The sequence below is a fragment of the Planktothrix sp. FACHB-1355 genome (assembly GCF_014748295.1).
GTDB lineage: Bacteria > Cyanobacteriota > Cyanobacteriia > Cyanobacteriales > Aerosakkonemataceae > Aerosakkonema > Aerosakkonema funiforme_A.
The window spans coordinates 1-5,160 of record NZ_JACJUP010000423.1 but is presented as its reverse complement, the minus strand read 5'-3'; the positions used below and the strand labels follow the sequence as shown (position 1 = coordinate 5,160).

The 5,160-nt window shown below is 43.4% G+C and carries 5 protein-coding genes; 1 reads left to right on the top strand and 4 read right to left on the bottom strand.

Annotated elements, in window-relative coordinates:
* Positions 1 to 1,409: diflavin flavoprotein (locus tag H6S82_RS17465; protein ID WP_191056479.1), on the top strand; the 1,409-nt coding region annotated here is incomplete at its 5' end.
* A gap of 59 nt (positions 1,410 to 1,468) precedes the next feature.
* On the opposite strand, the gene H6S82_RS17460 is transcribed toward H6S82_RS17465, so the two are convergent.
* The 4 genes from H6S82_RS17460 to H6S82_RS17445 all read right to left on the bottom strand — a co-directional run.
* Entirely contained in the window at positions 1,469 to 1,696 is a 228-nt protein-coding gene (locus tag H6S82_RS17460) for a hypothetical protein (RefSeq protein WP_191056478.1), read from the bottom strand.
* A gap of 44 nt (positions 1,697 to 1,740) precedes the next feature.
* Entirely contained in the window at positions 1,741 to 2,280 is a 540-nt protein-coding gene (locus tag H6S82_RS17455) for a phycobiliprotein lyase (protein WP_322112034.1), read from the bottom strand.
* Between the two features lie 364 nt (positions 2,281 to 2,644).
* The gene (locus tag H6S82_RS17450) at positions 2,645 to 3,844 is read right to left on the bottom strand and encodes a glycosyltransferase family 2 protein (RefSeq protein ID WP_199315644.1); all 1,200 of its coding nucleotides are present in this window, start codon (positions 3,842 to 3,844) and stop codon (positions 2,645 to 2,647) included.
* Between the two features lie 184 nt (positions 3,845 to 4,028).
* Positions 4,029 to 5,160 (bottom strand): carotenoid oxygenase family protein (locus H6S82_RS17445; RefSeq protein ID WP_191056477.1); only part of this gene is annotated, 1,132 nt, incomplete at its 5' end.

Below are 5,160 nucleotides of genomic sequence, written 5' to 3'. Positions count from 1 at the left end.
CTTTTGTTTGTTCCAATCCAGGTGCGATCGCTCTGCGTAGCCTTTTCCCAGAAAATGAGTTAAAAATTATCGTCGTGCGAGGCGAAGAAACTCTCGATTTGGGCAAAGGACATCAACTGCAATTTATCCCCACTCCCAGTCCTCGCAGACCGGATAAAATGTGTACATATGACCCTAAAACTCAAATTTTATTCACCGATAAGTTTTTTGGGGCGCATATTTGCGGAGATCAGGTTTTTGATGAAGGTTGGACAGCAATTAGTGAAGACCGACGCTATTATTTCGATTGTTTGATGGCTCCCCATGCGCGTCAAGTGGAAAACGCCCTGGACAAATTAGCGAATTTTCCGGCAAAAATATACGCACCCGGACACGGGCCACTTGTGCGCTACAGTTTTACCGAACTAACCCATTCTTATCGGCAATGGATTCAACAACAGCAAACGCAAGATATAACGGTGGCGTTGATTTACGCATCTGCCTATGGTAATACGGGGACGTTGGCGCAAGCGATCGCACGCGGAATCACCAAAGCTGGAATCAAAGTAGAAACTATCAATTGCGAAGTTGTAGAACCAGCTGAGATAAAAGCCGCAGTGGAAAGATCGGCTGGGTTTATTATCGGTTCTCCTACGCTTGGCGGTCATGCTCCTACTCCCATCCAAACTGCACTGGGAATAGTGCTATCTACCGCTGCTAAAACTCAACTTGCTGGTGTATTTGGTTCTTTTGGTTGGAGTGGGGAAGCGATCGATTTGTTGGAAAGTAAGTTAAAAGATGCCGGTTATCAATTTGGATTTGAACCGATTCGGGTCAAATTTAAACCTACAGATGTAACTTTGAAATTCTGCGAAGAAGCGGGAACAGATTTTGCTCAAGCTTTGAAGAAAGCGAAAAAAGCCAGGACGCCTCGACAGCCTGTGAGCGAATCTCAAGCAGCGCGAACAGAACAAGCTGTAGGACGCATTGTTGGTTCTCTTTCCATTGTTACTGCGAAACAAGGGGAGGTTTCGGGTGCGATGTTGGCTTCTTGGGTTTCCCAAGCAACTTTCAATCCTCCCGGTTTGACTATTGCTGTGGCAAAAGATCGGGCGATCGAATCTTTAATGTACAAAGGCGGTCAGTTTGTTTTAAATCTCTTAGCAGAAGGCAATCATATAGGTTTGATGAAACATTTTCTCAAACCTTTTGGCCCTGCTGAAGACCGATTTGCTGGTGTCGCTACTGCTGAAGCTCATAACGGATGTCCGATTCTAAACGATGCTTTAGCTTATTTGGAATGTTCTGTCCAAAATCGGATGGAATGTGGCGATCACTGGCTCGTTTATGCAAGCGTTGAAAATGGCAAAGTGCTGAAAGCAGATGCTGTTACGGCTGTGCATCACCGCAAATCTGGCAGTCATTATTAAGTTGTGATTTTAGATTTTAGATATTCATTTATATCTAAAATCTAAAATCTTTTCAATTATCAATCTTTTCCGTTATTTTTATCACCTTCATCTTGTTCATTCTCTTTATTGTCTTCGTCTTTGTCATTTTCTTCATCGCTACCTCGATCGTCTTTTTGAATCTGTTCTTGCTTATTTTCTTCGGTCTTAGGAGAATCAGTTTCTTTTTGAGGATTGCAAGCACTGACAAAGACAAGCAAACCCAAGGCTATGAACCGAACCATAAGATAGATCGTTTTACTGGCCATAAGCGCTCTCACTTTTGCAACTGAGGAAGATGCTTATTTTAATATTAGTGGATGCGCTTTTCCAAATACTGACCGATCATTAATTGTTCGCCTGCACGGGAAATTATGCTTTGTCGCGTGCGGTAGTTCGTACCGATTAATTTTAATTCTTCCTCGAAAACAGAACCGTTGTACTCTGTCCGCAAACACAAAGTTTTGGGATTGGTGAAATAATACTCAGCAGTGACAGGTTTGGAAGTGGCAAAACCGCGATCGCGATACAGTATCTTCCCCAATGCGCCAAACACCGTCGAACCTTCTGACTGTTTGCGTTCAGTTACCGAATCTGTGCTTTCCCAACTAACTTTCGCACCACAAGTCAAAAGCACCTCACCACTTAACCCGTGCAGTTGCGCCAGTTCGTCAAGTTCCTCGCTTCCAGATTGCAAAAATCGGATTGTAATAATACTTACCATCTCCTTCGTTTCCCCCTCCGGTAATGTATAATAGCGTCGTTCCGAACGCCATTTACCTTCTGATTCTCGGAAAAATGCTGCGATGAGGGATTCTTCAGATGTTAGCGAAATGTGTAGTTGCGATCTCACAGAAATTTGTCCTCGTGGGAAGTAATTAGAACTAAGTACCAGGCTTAACCGCTGCTTCGCCATCTATTATTTGCTTAATATATATAAAGCTAACAAACAACTTCAGTGTTCTGCGATACAGCTTTTTTACCCGATCGCAAGCATATGGGAAGCTAGCGAGTCTTTGTCCATCTAACTACTAGGTTGCACTCACAGAATCCGGAATGGTTTCTTCCTAAAGAGGCATTTTTTGGATGATTATATTAAACGGTTGCCTAAAATGGATTCCCTACGCTCAATTTATTAGCTGGTCGCCATTTATATCCGGTTAAATCAAAGATTGTAACGGGAGTCCTGTTGCTCCATTTATGATAGATCCAGAAATTTATTCAATCAAAACCAACTTGTGAATCATGGGTTTGCTATTAAATTTTTGGGCTAACAAAAATAATACGAACATCTGCCAACCAGGCAGAGATAGCAACGATGGTAAGGCAATTGTAATAGCACTTAAAAACTTTCCCTGTTGGCAAGCAGACCAGCTATAACGAAGTCGTAAATAAGCTCGCAAAGTCTCAAAATTTTCTATCCCATAGCTGTAATTTTTCCCCAGAAGTGCGTATAACTTTGCCATTACTAAAATATTGCCATACAAACGCTTTTCCTGCAAATAATCCTGGCTTTTGCGAGCTAGCATAGCTGTTACTAAAAGATGCCAAGCAGCTAGTGAAAAAATAGCGGGAAAGATAGTTTTTAAGGCGGCGATCGTCTGTTTTTGTTTGGCTGCCACTAAAGCCCAATGTAGCTTTAAATAATCTCTAATCGTCTGTCGATCGGGTAAAGTCGCTGTGTATTTTTCGCTGACTAAATCATAAAGCTTATCTTTAATTAAAATATGAGTATCCAAGCGCTTTTGGACAGAAAATTTTTGATTGTAACCACCAGGCCAAACGGTGCGGTAGGCAAGGCATTGATTCATAAAGACTGCATCTCCAAACTGGGCAATTTTCAGCCAAGAATCAATGTCATCAAAATTGACATCTAGTTGGGAATCCCATCCTCCAGACTTAAGAAAAGCATCGCGGCGGAATGCAACCTGAATGGGAGTGCCAAAAGGAATTTGTTCCATGAGCATTCCATAATGGATATCTTCTTGAGGAATGTAGAAAACTTTGCCTGGGCCAGTTTTGCGGGTGCGGCTAATTTCTACCCGATTGACATCAACTTGAGCTGCTTGACAAGAGCAAATTACCGCTTGGGGACGCAGAATTAGCGCTCGCGTCATCTCCTCTATACAGTTGGGAGCGAGATAATCATCATCATCGACTGGCTTGACCCAATCTCCACTAGCCGCTTTTACCGCAGCATTCATAGTGACGGCGTGGCCCATATTAGAAGCATTGCGATGATAGACAATGCGATCGCCTAAACTGCGTAAATAAGCTTCCGTCTCATCAGAAGAACAGTCATCTGCTACGACAACTTCACACGGTACTGTTTGTGCCAAAGCAGAATCAATGGCCCGCTTCAGCAACGACAAGCGGTTGTAGGTTGTGATCGCAATACTGAACTTAATCTGGGTCATTGGCTACTGCCCCAGCGATCGAGCCTGGTAGGTTAAAAAACTGGAAAAGGTCAGATTATTTTGCCAGCGTTCTTAAAGAATATGCTTCACAAAGCTTTCTCAGTCAACTTTCTTAAGACATAATTAATACAGACAGAAGAATTTACTCGCTCCACGCTCGTCACTTACCTTGGCTGAAGCCACCTCAAACATTAGCAGGGCCAAAGAACTGAGGCGTAAAGCTACCATGCAAACCGTAAGGGACGTGATGCTGCAAATGCAGTCGCGCCACCGGCCCTTTATTCAAGTCACGGGAATCTAAAACGATCGCATCAGAACGATGGCGAGCCGAGTCATAAACTAAACTTAGCAACCAGCCATCATCTTCAAGGGTAGCATTCGATCGCGGTACAAAAATCGGTTCGCTGACAAAGCCTTTCGGTGCAGCACTCCACAATTGCCTTTCTCCAGAACTCAAGTCAATTTTCAATATCGCCTGAAGAGGAGCATTACCTTGCGCTGTATGAGCTGCGCCCATGTAAAGGAAACGGTAAGGCTGTCCCACATTTGCTGGATGAACAGATGGAAATTCGCAGCAACGAGTTTCCAACATCTGACGCCTTACAGTTTGATTTTCCAAATTCACCTCGAATCGCCACAACTGTCCCGGCGAAAGAGCTTCAAAATCTGTTTGCCGGTAATCTGCACCAGGATCGACCGTTGGTAAAGACTCATAGCAAATAGAATCTATGTAAATTTTATTTTCCCGCTCAAAAGCATTAGCGTGATGGAAAACAAAACCTGATTCGGCTTCCAAAATTTGGACTGCTTTCTTAACTCTACCCTTGCTACCGCCAGCAACAGGATGGCGGGGAATAACAATAATACGAGTACGATGACCGGGGTTGAAATGAACGCACTCACCCGCTCCCTGCCAACCTAACACGTAAGGCAGAGGATTAAAAGTGACTGGATTTTGAAAGAAAATGCAGTAGTTTGGTGTAATCGCAAAATCGTGAATGAAAGCGAAACCAGGAACTGAATGCGCGTGACGATCGACCAACTTACCAGATCGGTCTAGCTCATAAATAGTTATAGTCGTGGAAAGACCGGGTTTGATATGAAAGTTTATCAGCCTATCTTTCTGAATGCGGGGATGAGCGGAGAATGCTTCATCTGGGTGCAATACTCCGTTGAGGTAGTCTATTCCTACTGTCTGTAATGTGTGGGGATCTAAGCGATGGGGTTCGGCTGCTTCCCACAAAGCGAGGAGTTTGCCACCCCAATAAATAATATTAGTGTTGGCAATATTTTTCAATTTAAAATCAAAAGCATTA

Coding starts and splice junctions, on each gene's coding strand:
- H6S82_RS17460 (WP_191056478.1), bottom strand. CDS start 1,696: ATGGCCAGTAAAACGATCTATCTTATGGTTCGGTTCATAGCCTTGGGT.
- H6S82_RS17450 (WP_199315644.1), bottom strand. CDS start 3,844: ATGACCCAGATTAAGTTCAGTATTGCGATCACAACCTACAACCGCTTG.